Origin of the sequence: Actinocrispum sp. NPDC049592 (assembly GCF_040675465.1) — a bacterium.
GTDB lineage: Bacteria > Actinomycetota > Actinomycetes > Mycobacteriales > Pseudonocardiaceae > Kibdelosporangium.
In genome coordinates this window covers 28,713-45,338 of the sequence record NZ_JBFAPA010000029.1, presented here as the reverse complement: position 1 = coordinate 45,338, position 16,626 = coordinate 28,713, and the positions used below count along the sequence as shown (strand labels likewise).

Sequence of the window (16,626 nt, the reverse complement as noted above, 5' to 3'; positions counted from 1 at the left end):
CGACGACCATAGGCCGAACGTCGCAACGCGACTATCGGCCGAATGGGGGCCCGGTCCCGCCCCGGCCTGCACCGTCCGGGGCGGGACCGGGTGCCTGTCACACGGTGATCTTGTCCACGTTCGGACCACCGTTCGCCGTCGTGGCAGTGGCTTTGATCTTGTTGGCACCCGCGTTGAGGGTCACGTGCACGGTCACGGTGTTCCACGTGTCCCAGTTGGTCGTCGACGGGAAGCCGACGTTGGAGGCCACCACCGTGCCGTTGACCGCGATGTTCATCGGCCGGTTCGTGGTGGTGCCGTTGGAGAACCGGACCACCACATCGGCCGCACCGGCCGCCGCGGCGTTGACGGTCCACTCGACCGCACTGCCGTTCACGTTGTCGTAGTTGACGAATCCCGTGCCGGTGTAGCCGTCGTGGTTGGACTCCACGACACCCTGGGTGATCGTCGCCTGCTCGGCCTGGTAGTCAACGGGTCCACCGCCACCACCGGAAGTCGTCGCGGTGACGGGATTGCTGGAGCCCGAGGTGTTCCCGGCGGCGTCCTTGGCCGTGACGGTGAACGTGTACGAAGTGTTCGCCGTCAAACCGTTGACGGTCAACGAGGTTCCGTTGACCGTGCTGTTGGGCTGGCCGTTGACGTACACGTCATAGCCGGTCACACCGACGTTGTCGGTCGAGGCGTCCCAGGCGAGGCCGACACTGGTGCTCGTCACACCGGTGCTGCGCAGGTTGCCGGGCACCGAAGGCGCCTGGTCGTCCCCGCCACCGCCGCCACCGGCCGGGATCGTCTGCGTGCCGGTGTTCCAGCCACTGATCCGGACCGACGGCGAAGCGCCCTTGAGGTCCGCGGTGCGGTACTTCGCCGTCAGCGTGGCCGACTCGCCCGGCCAGAGGCTGACCGCGTTGTCGTTCCACTGGATCGGCAGCACCGGGGCGCCGCCCGCGCCGACCACGTGAGCGTCCACATAGAACGCCGGCACCTTCCCGGAGGAGGTGTTCCGCAGCGTCACCGTGGTCGTCGTGGTGCCGTCGGCGTTGGCAGAACTGGCCGTCGCGCCGACGCTGACCTGAGCCAAACCGCTGAGGCCCTTGAGATCCGCGTACGCGGTCGTCGGGGTGTAGTACCAGTCGGTGGAACCCCAGTCGATCACGTCCGCCGCGGTGGACAGCCAGTAGACGTTCCGGCTGACCTCACGGTTCGACGAGTCGGTCAGGGTCAGCTTGGCCAGGTACGTTGTGGACAGTCCGCTGACCGCCGGGATGGTCAGAGCCGTTGTCTTGGCACCGTATCCGGCCACCGACAGGCCGGTCGCGGCCTGGCTGAACTTCTCCGTGCCGTCCAGGTTGTACAGCTTGACCGTCGCGGTCAGGCCGCTCGCGGTGCTCGTGGTCTGGTTGAGCACCATGACCGACTTGTTGTCGTACGAGTACTGGATGTGCAGCGGCTCGTTGGCCTTCTTGGCGCCGTAGTAAGAGCCGTTCTGGTCCAGGTAGTAGTCGAACAGCTGCCAGTGCAACGAGGTCCAGCCACTGTTGAGCATCCAGTAGATCAGACCCGTGGCCGGGTTGCTGCCGTTGGTGAAGTTGCGGTTGTGCGCCTCGAACTCGGCCCGCACGTTCTCGTACTGTGCCAGCTGGGCCTTGCGCACGAAGTCGTTCAGGTTCGCCGCGGCACCATAGCGTCCGGTCAGCGCGTTGCCGAACAGCTTGAGGTTGGCGAAGGTGGACGACTGCGAGCGGTGGTACTGCGCCGCGCCCGGGTTGCTCCACAACGTGTTGAGCTCACTGGCCGACATCATCCGGTTGAGGGTGTCCAATGTGGGCACGTCCGGGCCGGCCGAGGTCTCCGAGTTGAACCGCTCGGCGCCACCGGCGTCCTTGTGCGAGCTGTCGTACCAGTAGTTCGGCGGGATCCAGTCGTACGGGCCGTTCATCTTCATGCCCGACTGGCCCAGCTGCGGCGAGGACTTCGCGGACGCCGCCGGGACGATCGGAGTCGGCCAGTCGGCCGCATGCAGCGCGTCGAGGTAGTTCGTCTCGACCTTCGCGGTGGGCGCGAAGTCGCTGCCGATCAGGAAGGAGATCACGCTCGGGTGGTCGCGCAGCCGCTCGGCCTCGCTGGTCATCGACGCCTTGGCGATCACGTAGTCCGCGTCGCTCCACGTGTCGCCGGGCTCGCTGCCGTTGTTGTTGCCCTCCCACTTGTCACAGCATTCCCAGCCGGGCAACGTGAGCACGCCGTACTGGTCGGCCAGGTCGAAGAACTCGTCCGGCTCGATGTGCCCTTCCAGCCGCACGGTGTTCAGGCCCAGGTCCTTGACGTACTTGAGCTTGTCCGAGACGTAGGTCTGGTTCCAGCGCAGGAACAGGTCCGGCGACCAGCCGCCGCCCTTGACCAGGATCGGCTTTCCGTTGATCGTGTACGCCCGGCCGCCACTGGAGTTGTTGGTGGCCTTGACTTCCCGGACGCCGAAGTGGGTGTGCGAGACGTCCGACTCGGCGCCGGACACGCTCGCGCTCAGGTCCAGGTCGTACAGTGGCTGGCCGCCCATTCCCGCTGGCCACCAGACGTTCGGGTTGTCGATGCCGACCTGTCCGAAGGTGACAGTCTTCTTTTCCTTCGCCGCCAAGGACACGGTCTGGGTGATCGCCCGGCCCGCGACGGTTCCGGAGACCACAGTGGACACTGCGCTCGCGGAGTCGTTGCGGACATCGGCCTTCACGGTCAGGTCGACGTGGGCGAGGTTCGCGGCCAGCTTGGTGACCACGTGCGCGCCACGCAGGGCCACCGGCCCGCTGCGCCGCACCAGCACGTCCCGCACGATGCCCATGTTCTTGTCCGGCGGGGTCTGCGCCCAGTCGATCCACCCCATGGACAGGTCCTTGTTGGGGTCGTTCGGGTAGACCTTGAACGCCACGCTGTTGAGGCCCTCGTGCATCTGCGCGGTGACATCCAGGTCGTGCCGGGTGTAGGCGCCGTTGACCTCATCCTTGGTGGCCACGCGGGTGCCGTTGACCCACACGTCCGCCTTGGAGAGCACGCCGCTGAAGTCGAGGTAGGTCCGCTGCCCGGAGGCGTCCAGCGTCACATCGGTCCGGTACCACCACGGAACGGTGAACTGGGCCGTCGGCACATCCTTCATCCGGGTGGAGAAGAACGGGTCCGGGTAGACGTTGTTCTGCAGCAACCCGGCGTAGACGGTGGACCGGGCCGAGACCGGGTACCACCCGGTGGCCGGGAACCCGGGCTTGGACACCGCCGAGTCGTCGCTCACGCCGGTCGACGTGTGGATCAGGTAGCCCGGCACCGCGGAGGCAGTGCCCGCCGCGGCGCCGACGGCGAACGAAGCCCTGGGCTGACCGGCCGCCGAGGCGACCGTGACACCGCAGACCGCCGCCACCAACGCGGTGACAGTCAGCATTCTCAGGGGGACACGGGTCTTCACAAGCGCGCCTCCTCGGGCACAAGCGGCGGCGGCTGGCAGGGAAATAGTTAGGGAACTTTCCTAACTATTTTCGGAATGATAGCCGTCACAGCGCCCGGGGAACAGACCCTTGTGTCAGCCGAGACCGATCCGCAGCGAGGTCACCCGCTGCACGGCCGCGGTGAAGTCGGCCTCGTCGAGCTGACCACCGGAAAGGGCGTTCAGCATGCCGGTGACGGCGTCCTCGCCCTGGCGGACGTCCCGCGCCGAGCACAGGATCAGATCCACCCCGGCCCCGGCGGCCGCCACACTGCGCTGCGCCGTTGAGCCGTACGCCTGCAACGCCCCGGCCTCGATCGCGTCCGACACGGTCACACCGCTGAAATGCAGGTTCCCTCGCAGCTCGTTCTTGATCACCGTCGGCGACAGGCCCGCGGGCCGTTGTGCGTCGAGCGCCGGATAGACGGCCCAAGAGAGCATGATCAGTTTGGCTCCCGCGGTGTACGGCAGCTCGTCGACGGTTCGCAGGGTCTGCAGCGGAACGTTGAGGGTGACCGGAACGGCGTCGGTGTTCTCCTGCGCGGCCGCGGACCCGATGCCCGGGAAGTGTTTGGCGGTCGCGGCGACCCCGGTGATCCGCTGCTGCGCGGTGACGAACCCGCGGCTGAGCACGGCGACCACGGCCGGGTCGGTGCTGTAGGACCGCTGCGACTGGTCCATGAAATCGCCGGGCTGGCGGTAGACATCCAGGACCGGCGCCAGGTTCACGTTCATGCCGACACCGCGCAGGTTCTCCCCCGCGGTCGTCCCGGCCTCCTCGGCCGCGCGGACCGGGTCGGCCGACTGACCGATCTGCTTCTGGGACAACTCGGGCGCGCCCGGCAACCGGCGGACCAGGCCGCCTTCCTGGTCGGTCATCAGCAACAACGGCACGCCGGACGTGTTGGCCGCGTTCAGCTGCGCCGTCACCGCGCGGATCTGGTCGGGGCCGGCGATGTTCTCCTTGAAGAAGATCACACCCGCGGCCTCACCGTCGCGGATGTGCGCCAACAGGCTCTCCGGCGGCGTCAGACCCGCATAGGAGTAGATGACCCGCTGGCCGGCGAGCTGGCGAGACGGGACCGTGGCGTGGGTGCTGAGCGGGGTGTACGACGTCAACAGGGCCAGCAGTGCGGCCAGCAGACTCTTCACTCGGCTCCCTTCGCCAGTTACCCATCCTTGTCCATGGTTCGTGAATAGCCAACAAAGCCAACGTTATTCGTCGTCGGTAGTGTGGCGGCAGTGACAAGCGCACAACTGCTGACCGACGCTTTCGGGCGGATCCGGGAAGTGGTCCACGAGGTCGTCGAGGGCCTGACTCCCGAGCAGCTCGCCTACCGGATCGACGAGGACGCCAACTCGATCGCGTGGCTCGTCTGGCACCTTACCCGCATCCAGGACGACCACATGGCCGATGTGATGGGCACCGAACAGGTGTGGACGGCCGACGGCTGGGCGGACCGGTTCGCCCTCCCCTTCGACGCGTCCGACACCGGCTACGGGCACACCTCGGACGAGGTGGCCGCGGTCAAGGTCTCCTCCGGGGACCTGTTGACCGGCTACTACGACGCAGTGCACGCCAAGTCGGTTGCCTACCTGGCCTCCGTGCGTGACGACGACCTCACCCGGATCGTCGACCAGGGCTGGGACCCACCGGTGACCCTGGGCGTGCGGCTGATCAGCGTCATCTCCGACGACCTGCAGCACGCCGGGCAGGCCGCGATCATCAAAGGCATCCTGTAGACAGCGAAAAGGGGAGCCCGCGCGCGGGCTCCCCGTCGATTCACCGGTTACTTCTGCTCGATGCGCAGGTGGTTGCCCGCGGGGTCGCGCACGGCGGCGTCGCGGACGCCCCAGAACTGGTCCATGGGCTCCTGCAGGACCTCCACCCCGGGGGCGGTGGTCAGCTTGTCGAACGTGCCGTCCAGGTCGTCGACCCGGAAGTGCACCTGGCCGAGCACACCCTTCGCGAGCAGGGCGGCGATCGCGTCGCCGTCCTCCTTCGACCGGCCGGCATGCGGCTGGGACAGGACGATCTGGATCTCGGGCTGGGTGTCGGTGCTGAGGCTGATCCAGCGGAAGCCCTCGTTGGCGACGTCGTTGCGGACGGTCAGGCCGAGGATGTCGCGGTAGAAGCCAAGGGCGGCGTCGGTGTCGTCGACCATGAGGTGGACTGTGCTGATTGAAACGGTCATGGCAAGACCCTAAGCAGGCACAACGTCCCCGCGCTTCTCAGATCCTATTCGATTCGGTGCCGCCCTGACCCTTGCGCGGCCGGGTCAGCACCATCATCTGGCAGGGCGGCACGACCGCGATCTCCTCGTGGTCGCGGGCCCGGTAGGCCGACGGCGACTCGCCGACCAGCTCGGTGAACCGGGTGGAGAACGAGCCGAGGCTGGTACAGCCGACCGCGAAGCAGACCTCGGTCACGCTCAGGTCGCCGCGACGCAGCAACGCCTTGGCCCGCTCGATCCGCCGGGTCATCAGGTACGAGTACGGCGTCTCGGAGTACACCTCGCGGAACCGGCGGCTGAAGTGCGCGGGCGACATCAGCGCGGTGCGCGCGAGCGCGGCGACGTCCAGCGGCTGCGCGTACTCGCGGTCCATCCGGTCACGCGAACGGCGCAGTCGACGCAGCTCCTCCAAGTCCACGCTCATGCGCTCATTGTGCAGGTCCGCGCGGTGGCGGGCCACTGCCCCGTCGGAGTTCCCGCGAGAAATGCACGGACCACCGGCACGATCGCGGCAAGAAAGAACGAAAGCCGCCCGTTGAATGATCTAGGTAACAAACGGCGTTCCATCTCGATGGGTAGGCCGTGACCGAGAATTCGTCAGCCGGATTGTTCATGCTCGCTCCCGAGGTCAGTGTCACCGTGACCCGCGAGGAACACCACCAGCAGGCTTTCGCCCGTTACCCCGTTCGTGAGGGTATGTCCCGGCGGGTGGCGGTCGAACTGACGTGGTGCACCATCGCGAGCGGCAAGTACCGGGGCGAGCGGGCAATTGAGGTCCGGCTGGACGGATATCGGGTCGGCGAGCTCACTTATGCGATGACCCAGCGATATGCGCCGATGCTCGCCCAGGTCACCGATTCCGGCCGGCTGCCGGGGTGCACGGGGCTCATTCATCCCGGACAACGCGGCACCGAGATCGATTTGCTGCTGCCGCGGCCGACTTCGGCGATCGCCATCCCAGGTCCCCGTTCGGGAGCGTTCGCCGTCGCCCCGCAGGTCGCCGTTCCTGCTGCGGCGCCTGCGCGGGAAAACGCACCGCGGAAAGGCGTTTTCGCGCGCAACAAACCGGCGTGGATCGGCGGTGGCGTGGTTGGCGTGCTGCTGATCGCGGCCATCGCCGGGCAGAGCAGCGACACGCCGGTCGCGGACGGCAACCCGTCCCTGGTGGTCACGAGTTCGTCCACGACGACCACCACAACGACCACGACCTTCTCCACGCAAGCGCCCGCCGCACCCCTGTTCTCCAGCAGTTCCACGGCCGCGTCGCCGCCCCAGGCCCCGCCTGCGCAGGTCCAGCCCCAGACGCAGACCCAGGCTCCGGCGACCAAGGCCAAGCCACAGACCACGACCTCGAAAGCCGCGCCCCCGCCAAAGCCCCCGGCCCCGCCCGCAGCGCCCACGGGTGGCTGCGACCCGAACTACACTCCTTGCGTACCCATCGCCAGTGACGTCGATTGTGCGGGCGGGAGCGGTAATGGCCCGGCCTACGTGAAGGGGCCGGTCCGAGTTGTCGGCAGGGACATCTACGACCTCGATCGAGATGGCAACGGCATCGGCTGCGAATAGTCAGCCAAGGTGTGGGAAGACCTTCCGGACTTTGGCGACCAGGTACTCGCCGTAAGTGCCCTGGAATTCGTGCACACTCTCGCCGTCCCAGCGCGTGTCACGGTCGTCAGCGAGTTCCCGGGCGCCGATCGCGCGGATATCCGCGTCGAAGTTCGGGTCGAAGAAGAACGGCCACGACAACCGGTCGGCCGCCCTCGTTCCCACGACTCGATGCGGGGTCGACCGGTATCGGCCGCCGGTGAGCCGGTCGAGCATGTCACCGATATTGCAGACGAACGTGTCCGGGATCGGCACCGCGTCCATCCAATGATCCTGTGACTTCACCTGAAGGCCACCGCTGGCGTCCTGTTTCAGAATCGTGAGCAAACCGTAGTCGGTGTGTTCACCGACGCCCCAGGAACTGCCGTCGCCGGGCGGGTAGTTGAAGATCCGGAAGAGGGTGAACGGATCGGTTGTGTACCTGGCGGCGAAATAGTCCTCCGGCAGGGCCAGGCTCAGTGCGATCGCAGCCATCAGCCGGTGCCCCAACGAGGTCATCGCCGCCATGTACGCCAGCACCGTCTCCCGGAACTCCGCCGACGGGAACAGGTTCTGCCCGTGCAACGGCCGCCCTGGCTCGGACTCGACGCCGAAGTACAGGCCCTCCTTGCGGTCGGGCTTGCCCGAGGTCAGCTCGCCGCCGACCGGGAAGTACCCGCGCCACGCCGCCCCGGCCAGTTCCATCCGGATCTCGAGCTTGCTCGCCTCGTCCCGCGCGAAGAACTCGCGGCTCTGCGTTTCCAGGCGATCCTGCAGGTCGCGCGGCACGCCGTGGCCGGTCACGTAGAAGAACCCGGACGTGCGGCACGCCTCGCCGATCCGGTCGGCAACGGTCGCGGACGCGAGGTCGATCACCGGGATGGTCACTGGTCAAGATTCACTGTTGGGTGTGTCGGGGCGCAACCAGTCATGATGGGGAGTTGTGAACGGTGAGGCGATGGTCGCGGGGCCGGTGGTCACCGACAGCGAGGTGACGTTCCGGCTGCCGGACAGCGGTCCGACGCTGGCCGGGGTGCGGTTGTCGCCGGCGTTGTCGTTGCCCGGCGTGCCGATGGAGTTCAGCCACGCGGACGACGTGTGGACGCTGCGGTTGCTACGGCCGCCGGTCTGGCGGATGGAGTACCGGCTGCAACTGCGGCACGCGGACGGCAGCGTGGAGGAGATCTGCGACCCGGGCAACCCGTTGCGCGCGCCGGGGGCGTTCGGCGACAAGTCCGTCACCGAGTTCCCCGACTACAAGGCGCCCACGTGGCTTGCCGCCGAGCGCACTGGCAGCTATGACGGCGTTCTCTGGTCCCCCGCGGACACCGATCCCGAAGAGCCGCTGCCGTTGCTCGTCGCGTATGACGGCCCCGAATACGACCGCTTGGCCAGCCTGACGCTGTTCTCCGCGGCGGCCGACGTTCCGAAGCACCGGGTGGCGCTGCTCGCGTACAGCGACCGCAACGACGACTACTCCGCGAACCCCGCGTACACCCGCAAGCTCATCCAGGAAATCCTGCCCGCGTTCAAGAAGATCACCGCAGGCAAGGTGATCGGGATGGGCGCGAGCCTGGGCGGGGTGGGGATGCTGCACGCCCAACGCCGCCGCCCCGGCGTGTTCGGCGGGCTGTACCTGCAGTCGGCCTCGTTCTTCACCCGGCAGCTCGACCCGCAGGAGTCGGGCTTCAGCCGGTTCACCCGGGTGGTGCGGTTCGTCGAGCACGTGGGGCGCAGCAAGGCGCTGCCCGTGCCGGTGACGATCACCTGCGGCCTGGCCGAGGAGAACCTGGCGAACAACCGGCGGATGGCGGCCGTGCTCGGCGAACAGGGCTATCCGGTGACCCTGGTGGAGAACCCGGACGCGCACAACTACGTGGGATGGCGGGACACCTTCGATCCCGCGCTGGCCGGCCTGATGCGGAGGGTGTGGGAATGAGGCGTGAGCATGTCGACCTGCACGGCATGGTGATGGTCGCCTACGGCCATTACGGCAAGCCGTTCCTGGTGTTCCCGTCCGAACAGGGCCGGGCGTGGGACTTCGAGAACAACGGGATGATCGAGGCGGTCCAGCCGCTGATCGAGGACGGCCGCGCCAAGCTGTACTGCGTGGACTCGGCGGACGCCACCACCTGGTCCAACAAGGACGTTCCCTTGGAGGAACGGGCCCGGCGGCACGGCCACTACGAGAGCTGGGTCATCGACCACGTCGTGCCGACGATCTACGCGGACTCCGGTGGCCCTCTGGAGATCGGCGCGCTGGGGTGTTCGCTCGGCGCGTTCCACTCCGTCCTCTTCGGACTGCGCCGGGCCGATCTCTTCCCGCTGGTGATGGGGTTCTCCGGGAGCTACGACCCGTCGATGTGGCACGGCTGGGGTGAGCGCGGGGATGCGGCGTACTTCGCGAACCCGGTCGACTTCGTGCCCAACCTGCACGGCGACCACCTGACGTGGCTGCAGTCGCGGCTGTCGACCCTGCTGGTCGTCGGGCAGGGCCAGTGGGAGGACACCACGGGCGCGTTGGATTCCACCCGGCACATGGCCGGTCTGTTGCAGGGCAAGGGACTGCGCTGCGAACTCGACGTGTGGGGGCACGAGTTCCCGCACGACTGGCCGTCATGGCGGGCCCAGCTGGCCCACCACCTGCCCCGGTTCTGCTGAGCACAAGGAGGAACGGCATGCCCGACCGCACCGAACACCTGCTGGGACTGCTGCTCGGCACCGAGGAGGACTGGCCGCGCGCGTTCGAGGAGCTGGTCCGGCGCCTGGGATCGGTCACCGCCAACGGCGTCGAGCACACGGTGAGCACCGAGCGGATCACCATCGAGCCGTTCGACCTGCGCGCCAAGCCGCGCTACAACCTGGTGATCGACCGGTTGGCGTACTGGTACTACGTTCCGCGCGAGTGGCTGAAGAAGATCGCGCTGATGGACGACGTGTACACGCTCAACAGCCCGTTCACGTTCCAGTCCATGGAGAAGCACGCGGCCTACTGCGCAATGATGCGGCTGGGCCTGAAGGTGCCCAACACCTGGCTCGTGCCCTACAAGAACCCGGTCGACCACGCCAAATACGCTTACACAGCGGCGAAGTACAACCGGCCGTTCGACCTGAACGCGGTGGCCGAGCAGGTCGGCTACCCGATGTTCATGAAACCCTACGACGGCGGCGCGTGGCGGGGTGTGTCGCGCATCGGCGACCCGGACACGTTGCACCGGGCCTACGACGAGTCCGGCGAGATGCTGATGCACTTGCAGGCGGCGGTGGAGAACTACGACTCGTTCGCCCGGTCGCTCACCATCGGGCCGGACGTGATGGCGATGAAGTTCCGCCCGGAACTGCCGATGCACGACCGGTACGCGGTCCAGCACGACTTCCTGTCGGCGTCGGCCGGCGCCGAGGTGGTCACCATCTCGCGGCTGATCAACGCGTTCTTCCGGTGGGAGTTCAACTCCTGCGAGAGCCTGGTGGTCGGCTCGGAGGTCTACCCGATCGACTACGCGAACGCCTGCCCGGACATCTCGATCACCTCGCTGCACTACTACTTCCCGTGGGCGATCGGCAGCCTGCTGAAGTGGTCGGTGTTCTGCGCGGTGTCGGGCCGCAAGCCCCGCCTGGACCTGGACACCCACCGGTACTTCGAGATCGCCGACTCGGACCGCAGCTACGAGGAGAAACTGGCCGAGTACCTGGTACTGGCCAACGACTACTTCGAGATCGAGCGATACCACGAGTTCTGCGCGACCGCACTGTCCAAGGTGGACGACATGGTCCGCGACTGGATCGCCTCGGACTCCTTCGACACCCTGCTCGTCGAGACAGTGCGATCAACCTACCCACCAGCCGAGCACGACCGTTTCCTGGCCCACTTCCGCGGCCTGATCGCCCTCTGGCTCAACGACAACCCCTAACCCCACCCCTCCCCCGCGTGTCCCCCTTTCCTCCCGGGTATGTCCCCCTTTCCTCCGGGGTATGTCCCCCTTTCCTCCCGGAGGAAAGCGGGACACACGGCGGAGCAAAGGGGGACACGCGGGGGAGGAAAAGGGGACACGCGGGTTGGTCAGGTGAGGGTGATGGGGATGGTGACTTCCTGGGTGGGGGCGCCGGGGTAGGTGACGGTGATCTTCACCATCACGGCGCCCTTGCCGCGCGGACTGGTCAGCCACGGCAAGGTGAACCTGCTCGACAGCGGGTCGTAGAGCGCCGGGAACGAAGGCAGCGACTGCGCTCCCGTGGCCGAGACCTTGACCTGCCCGCTCAACACCAGCAAGAGCGCGGTGAGGTGCGGGATCGGCTTGCCGTTGGCGTCGACCAGCTGGAAGGTGACCGGCACGATCGAGCCGGCATTGTACTTGCCACCCGCGGCCGGGCTGATCACCTTCACGCCGTACTGCACCAGCTGCGTGAACGAACCGCTGCTGGCCAGGAACGAACCGTTGCCCGAGTAGGCCGCGGTCACCGCGTGCTGGCCGAGGTCGAGGTTCGCCGGGCCGCTGACCGCGGTCCCGTTGTTCACCGTGACGGGACCGTCGAGAGGCTTACCGTCCACAGTGAACTGAACCGTGCCGCCGGTGGCCCCGAGGCTGCCGCCGGTCACCTTGGCGGTGAACGTAACCGGGCCGCCCACGATCGCCGGGTTGGCCGATGAGGTCACCACCGTGGTGGTCTCGGTCGCGTCAATGTGGACGGTCGACGTGATCTCGGCCGAGCCGAAGGCGTTGGTGGCCTTGACCGTGAAGGTGAAGTCACCCGCGGTCGTCGGCGTTCCGGCCAGCTTCGCGCCGTTCAGCACCAGCCCAGGTGGCAGGGTGCCGGTGACCGAAGTGGACACCGGGGCGCTGCCGCCGAGCGTGTAGTCGAACGAGTACGGCGCACCGACCTTGCCCGTGGCTGGGGTGCCGCTGATCGTCGCCGGGGTGCCGAGGCTCAGGCCGGCCAGCACCGGGTCGTGGTCGCTGGTGCGGAACCGGTCCGGCGCGTACAGCGACTGGACCTGGCCCGGAGTCTTGAAGTTGGTGTTGTAGTCCAGCACCGACGGTTCGTCGGCGTTGTGGTGGGCGTCGCCCGCGCCGGTCACCTGCGGGGTGAGCGAGGCGGACGCGAGGACGTAGTCGAGGTAGCCCCACTGGCCGTCGAACACGTACGAGTACGCGTCCAGGCCGTGGAACTTCTTGACCAGGTTGGTGTATCCGGCGCCCTCCAGCGCGGCGATCGGGTCCTCACCGGCGTAGGAGTTCAGGTCACCGACGATGAGCACGTCCGGGTCACCGGCGCCGGGGACCACAGTGGACTGGACCCAGCTCGCCAGCTCGTTGGCCTGCGCGGTGCGGTGCGCGTTCCAGCAGCTCTGGCCGTCGCCCTGGTCGGTGTCCGGCCCCGAGGTGGGGCAGGAACCCTTGGACTTGAAGTGGTTCGCGATCACCGTGAACCGGGCGCCGGAGGCGTCCTGGAACGTCTGGGCGACCGGCCGCCGCTCGAACAACGGGTTCTGGTCCACAAAGGTCTTGCCCGCGACCGGCTGCACCACAGCGGTCTTGTAGAGCAGGCCAGCCTTGATCGCGTCCGTGCCAGCGACATCCGTGACACCGGTGGCCGCGTCAGGGTTGATGAACGCCCACGTGCCCGGGCCGTCGGCGGCGTTCAGAGCGTCCACAAGGGCCTGAACGGCGCTGTCCGGACCGTAGCCGTCGTTCTCCATCTCCATGTAGCCGATGACGTCCGCGTTCATGAACCGCAGCGACGCGACCTCCTTGGCCAGCTGGCGCTGGTACTCGGTGGTGTTCTCCGCGCCACGGCAGTCGGCCGGGCCGCCGAGGGTGCCGAACCTGCAGCCGCTGAACGTGTTGAAGAAGTTCAACAGGTTGGCGCTGGCCACGTGCAGGCCGCCGGTGCCGGTGTCGGGCCGGGTGGCCGGCCGCTCGTTGACCGCGTCGAACACCGCTGCGCCACCAAGGGAACCGACCGGGCGAAGCCGGTAGGCGTTGCCGCTGGCCGCGTTCCCGGCCCAGGTGTAGGTCAGCACGCCGACCGGCTTGGTGACGGTGTCCCCGCCGCGCAGGGTGTTGCTGGCGGACAACGGCTGGCCGCCGCGGCCGAACACGATCGGGTCCGGGTTCTGGCTCTGGTCGGCGTCGTCGATGATCAGCTGGTTGAGGTTGTTGGCGTTCTGCGCCGCCTGCACCGCCGCCTGGTCGGTGGCGCGGATGTCCGCGGTCGGCTGCCGCAGCCGGCCGTTGCTGGACACCTCCACCTGACCGAACCGGCCGAGCTGGAAATGCTCGGTCACGGTCAGCGTCTGGTTGAACCGGACCAGCATGCCCTCGTACGGCTCGAGATCCGTCGCGGAGGCCCGCGGCAGCGTCACGTCCGTCGGCGTCACCGTGGCCTGGCGGCCGCAGGACTCGACGCCGCTGGCCGAGGCGGTGATCTGGGTCTGGCCCTGGAACTCCGAGACCGGCCCGGTCACCTGGACCACATCGCCGTTCGACACCAGGTTGGCGCCGTTGTCGAAGACGAAGATACCGTCCGAAGTGGACCCGTTCCCGTCACCGCCGTCCTGCAGGTAGAACCCGCGCAGCGCGGGCTGGGCGCCCTCGTAGTCGGCGACGACCGTGCCGCGCACCGACACCGTCTGCCCGGCGACCGGGCTGATGTCCGTGGTGCCCTGCACCGAACCGATGCTGACTACGGGCGAGGTGCACGCAGGCGGGGCACCGACGCTGACCACAGCGCTGGTCGACTTGCGCTCCGGCAGGGGCAGGTCCTTCGCCGCCGCGCCGTCGCCGTAGAACACCGTGTCGCCGGAGTCGGTGACGACCTGGACCTGGCTGGTGTTCGTCAGCGGGTTCGGAACGTCCACAATGGCCTCGGGCTTGCCCGCAACCGCCACGGTGTCCAGCGATCCGGCGCGCAGCAGCGGCTGGTTGGCCGGGTTGCCGTCCCACGAGTAGAACTTGAACTCACCCGCGGCGCCGGTGCCCGCCCCGGGCGGACCGGCGATGATCAGGTACTGGTTGGCCGAGTTCCTGCGGATCTCCCGGATCCCACGCCCGCCGAGGTCCCAGCGCAGTGCGGTACCGAAGGCCGCCGACACGCCGGTGGTCGGGTTGGCGGCGGTCAGGGCCGCGATGTTGGTGACCGGCACGACGATCGCCTTGCCGTCACTGGTCAGCGGGCCACGGAAACCGAGGTACAGCGTGGAGTTGTCCGGCGCGAACTCCGCGCCCTCGATGTTGACGCCGTCCGGTTCGGGCGCCTTGGTCGCGGCGTCGGCCAGGCCCAACGCGTTGCCGTTGGCCTGATCCCACGCGACGAGGTCGTCCCGCAGGAGCTGGTAGCTGCCGCCCAGCGCCAGGGTCGCCGTCGTGCCCGTGCCGGTCACGGTGGTGGTGAACAGTTCCTGCCGGTTCAGGCGGGTCTTTCCTGACGAGTTCTGCCCCTGCGAGCCGAACCAGTAGATCGTGTTGCCGTTGCGGGCGGACGCCTCGATGTCGATCTCCCGCGTCACGTCGCTGTCCCGCAACGCCAGACCGGCGGCACGGACGTCGAACGACTGGGCCGGGTAACGGGAATGCGCCCGGTCGTACACACGCAGGACGTTGGTCTCGTCGTCGCTCACGACCATGGCGCCGTCGCCGAGGTCGATCGCCGTGCTCGCATCGCTTGCGCCGTAGTGGTTGTGCGTTCCGGCGGGCAGCGCGGCCGAGACGGAAACCGCGAATGTCGTGCTGTCGCTGAGGCTTCCGTCGGAGACCGTGACGGTCAGCGTCGCGTGGCCGACGCCGACCGGGTTGATGGTCAGCGTGCGGGTCGCGCCCGTGCCGGTCTCACCGCCGGTGGCCACCGCGTCGTTGCTGCTGGTGACCGAGACCGTCAAGCCGCTGGGCGAGGTCTCGTTGTCGGCGATGTCCACTGTGCGCAGTGCGGGCGGGTTGTCCGGGTCGCCCACGGTCAACGCCAGTTCCGGCACCGGCTTCGGGCCGATCGTCGGCGCGGTGTTGGCGCCGGTCGTCACCGTGACTGTCGCAGTGCGACTGTCGGCTTGACCAACCGCATTGGTTACCCGGACCCAGTAAGACGTTGTCGCGCTGAGCGCCGGGGTGGTGAACGAAGTCCCTGTGGCGCCTGCGATCGGGTTGCTCGTGTCACCCGCGGTGCCGGTGTACCACTGGTAGCTCAACGGAGCCGTACCGTTGGCGACCACGGTGAGGGTGGCCGTGCCACCGCTGGTGACCGAGCTGTCCTGCGGCTGGGTGGTGATCGTCGGGGCGGAAGTCGCTGCTGCCGGGGCGAAAGCGACACCGCGCATGACCGTGTTGGCGGACGCCGTGCGCAGAGTCGTGGCGGTGGCGGCGATCGTGGCGTTGTACGCGGCCGTGTCGTCCACCTTGACCAGTGCGTTGGTGGCCGCGGTCGTCGTCGCGAACAGCGTCACACCCGACGGGGTGGCCGAACCGGTGAGGCCACGGATGCCGCTGCCAGCCGGACGGAACGAGCCGCGAGCGGTCCAAGCCGTGCCGTCGAAGGAGAACTTGAGCACGCCGCCGCCCGGGCTGCCGGAGTCGTCGGCGGCGTAAAGGGTGTCAACCCCAGGCACCGCGGGATCGCTGTCCAGGAAGACAAAGCCGTACGGGCTGGGCACACCCGCGGTGAGCGCGGGAGTCTGACCGCCGGTCGTCGGCAGGCCCGCGCCGACCGAGTAGACGCCGGTCGTGCCGCTGCCGGTGGAGATGTAGAGCTGACCGCCGCTGACCGCCGCGGCGCGGATGTTCGTCGGCGCGGCCGTGTTGATCGCCGTGGTCGTGCCGGAGCCGAGGGAGGCCAACCGGACTCCGCCGTTACCACCGACCGCCCAGAACCGGCTGCCGTCGTCGGTCACCGCACCACGAATGTTGTTGCCGCTGAAGGCGTCGGTGATCGCGGTCGAGGTGTCGACCGTGCCCGCACCGTCCACACGGGCCACGACTCGGTTCGTCGCGGCGGTCGTCGTGCCGGCCACACTGGCCAGCCCGGGATCCGCGTCATACCCGCCGAGCGTGAGGTACCGGCCGTCCGCCGAGCGGGCGAGCGCCCCTTCGGAGGTCGCGGAACCGCTGAGGGTGAGCCGTTTGTTCGAACCGGACGCCGAGGTCGGCATCGGAATCGACTGCACAAGCGTGCCATCGGGCGTGTATTCGTCCAAAAAGACCGGTGTCGCCGCGCTCGACAACGTCGCGTCCCCGGTGCCCACCCGCGCGACAACGACGTTTCCGGGGCTGAATCCGACGGCCTGCGCGGGTGCCGCGCCGGCCAGTACCACGGCTGGTACGACTAACGACGAAACGACAGCACCGACAAGCGGTC

Annotated in this window: 11 protein-coding genes; 5 read left to right on the top strand and 6 right to left on the bottom strand. The window is 68.1% G+C overall.

What is annotated here, in order from left to right:
- Window positions 1–97: 97 nt before the first annotated feature.
- Complete coding sequence (locus tag AB0J95_RS48505; RefSeq protein ID WP_364773402.1) at window positions 98–3,424, bottom strand: CBM35 domain-containing protein; 3,327 nt, start codon at window positions 3,422–3,424, stop codon at window positions 98–100.
- Between the two features lie 138 nt (window positions 3,425–3,562).
- Window positions 3,563–4,618, bottom strand: coding sequence for a glycoside hydrolase family 3 N-terminal domain-containing protein (locus tag AB0J95_RS48500; protein ID WP_364773282.1), 1,056 nt, complete (start codon window positions 4,616–4,618; stop codon window positions 3,563–3,565).
- Window positions 4,619–4,708: 90 nt separating this feature from the next.
- Here AB0J95_RS48500 and AB0J95_RS48495 point away from each other — a divergent pair, with 90 nt between their 5' ends.
- Window positions 4,709–5,209, top strand: a complete 501-nt coding sequence (locus AB0J95_RS48495) for a DUF664 domain-containing protein (RefSeq protein WP_364773280.1) — start codon at window positions 4,709–4,711, stop codon at window positions 5,207–5,209.
- A gap of 47 nt (window positions 5,210–5,256) precedes the next feature.
- Here AB0J95_RS48495 and AB0J95_RS48490 read toward each other — a convergent pair whose 3' ends face one another.
- Window positions 5,257–5,661: a VOC family protein gene (locus tag AB0J95_RS48490; RefSeq protein WP_364773279.1), complete on the bottom strand. Its 405-nt coding sequence runs from the start codon at window positions 5,659–5,661 to the stop codon at window positions 5,257–5,259.
- 37 nt (window positions 5,662–5,698) lie between these two features.
- Window positions 5,699–6,124 carry a helix-turn-helix transcriptional regulator gene (locus tag AB0J95_RS48485; protein WP_364773278.1) on the bottom strand — a complete coding sequence of 142 codons (426 nt, stop codon included), beginning with the start codon at window positions 6,122–6,124 and terminating at the stop codon, window positions 5,699–5,701.
- Window positions 6,125–6,282: 158 nt separating this feature from the next.
- Between AB0J95_RS48485 and AB0J95_RS48480 the strand changes: the two genes are divergently transcribed.
- Window positions 6,283–7,266: a hypothetical protein gene (locus AB0J95_RS48480; protein ID WP_364773276.1), complete on the top strand. Its 984-nt coding sequence runs from the start codon at window positions 6,283–6,285 to the stop codon at window positions 7,264–7,266.
- Here AB0J95_RS48480 and AB0J95_RS48475 read toward each other — a convergent pair whose 3' ends face one another.
- Window positions 7,267–8,172, bottom strand: coding sequence for a 2-oxoglutarate and iron-dependent oxygenase domain-containing protein (locus tag AB0J95_RS48475; RefSeq protein WP_364773274.1), 906 nt, complete (start codon window positions 8,170–8,172; stop codon window positions 7,267–7,269).
- Window positions 8,173–8,227: 55 nt separating this feature from the next.
- On the opposite strand from AB0J95_RS48475, the gene AB0J95_RS48470 reads away from it, so the two are divergent.
- Genes AB0J95_RS48470 through AB0J95_RS48460 form a run of 3 tightly spaced genes read left to right on the top strand, consistent with a single transcriptional unit; the run spans window position 8,228 to window position 11,195 of the window.
- Entirely contained in the window at window positions 8,228–9,223 is a 996-nt protein-coding gene (locus AB0J95_RS48470) for an alpha/beta hydrolase-fold protein (RefSeq protein ID WP_364773272.1), read from the top strand.
- Window positions 9,220–9,945, top strand: a complete 726-nt coding sequence (locus AB0J95_RS48465) for an alpha/beta hydrolase-fold protein (protein WP_364773271.1) — start codon at window positions 9,220–9,222, stop codon at window positions 9,943–9,945. Before AB0J95_RS48470 ends, AB0J95_RS48465 begins: the two co-directional genes overlap by 4 nt.
- A 17-nt stretch (window positions 9,946–9,962) precedes the next feature.
- Window positions 9,963–11,195: a hypothetical protein gene (locus tag AB0J95_RS48460; protein WP_364773269.1), complete on the top strand. Its 1,233-nt coding sequence runs from the start codon at window positions 9,963–9,965 to the stop codon at window positions 11,193–11,195.
- Between the two features lie 149 nt (window positions 11,196–11,344).
- Here AB0J95_RS48460 and AB0J95_RS48455 read toward each other — a convergent pair whose 3' ends face one another.
- A complete protein-coding gene (locus AB0J95_RS48455) occupies window positions 11,345–16,582 on the bottom strand; it encodes an ExeM/NucH family extracellular endonuclease (protein ID WP_364773268.1) in 5,238 nt (1,745 codons plus the stop codon).
- Window positions 16,583–16,626 lie beyond the last annotated feature (44 nt).

Excerpts from the sequence above, each read along its gene's own strand:
- AB0J95_RS48460 (WP_364773269.1), top strand. The coding sequence starts at position 9,963 with ATGCCCGACCGCACCGAACACCTGCTGGGACTGCTGCTCGGCACCGAG.
- AB0J95_RS48490 (WP_364773279.1), bottom strand. The coding sequence starts at position 5,661 with ATGACCGTTTCAATCAGCACAGTCCACCTCATGGTCGACGACACCGAC.
- AB0J95_RS48505 (WP_364773402.1), bottom strand. The coding sequence starts at position 3,424 with ATGCTGACTGTCACCGCGTTGGTGGCGGCGGTCTGCGGTGTCACGGTC.
- AB0J95_RS48485 (WP_364773278.1), bottom strand. The coding sequence starts at position 6,124 with ATGAGCGTGGACTTGGAGGAGCTGCGTCGACTGCGCCGTTCGCGTGAC.
- AB0J95_RS48465 (WP_364773271.1), top strand. The coding sequence starts at position 9,220 with ATGAGGCGTGAGCATGTCGACCTGCACGGCATGGTGATGGTCGCCTAC.